Raw genomic sequence first — 274 nt, forward strand, 5'->3', positions numbered from 1 at the left:
GTGCTGCGATCCAGTGTGCGTGAGTTTCTCGCGCAAGAACACATGCACGCGCTTGGCGTACCAACATCGCGATCGCTGAGTTTGTATGTGTCTAAAACCGAGACGGTGCAGCGGCCTTGGTATTCTGAGGGCTCTAACGCACAAGATCCTGACCAAATGATTAGTGAGGCGGTTGCTATCTCGACACGTGTGGCACCTTCGTTTATTCGGGTTGGCCAACTTGAGCTATTTGGTCGCCGTGCCCGCACGCAGGAACACCCGCAAGCGATGGCAG

1 protein-coding gene is annotated in these 274 nt (G+C 55.5%); it reads left to right on the plus strand.

The features are described from left to right. Positions 1-15: 15 nt before the first annotated feature. On the plus strand, positions 16-274 hold a 259-nt coding region (locus AAEY78_RS13045; RefSeq protein WP_352339735.1), incomplete at its 3' end, for a protein adenylyltransferase SelO family protein.

The organism is Psychrobacter sp. 16-MNA-CIBAN-0192 (assembly GCF_040309565.1).
In the GTDB taxonomy this organism is placed as follows: Bacteria; Pseudomonadota; Gammaproteobacteria; order Pseudomonadales; family Moraxellaceae; genus Psychrobacter.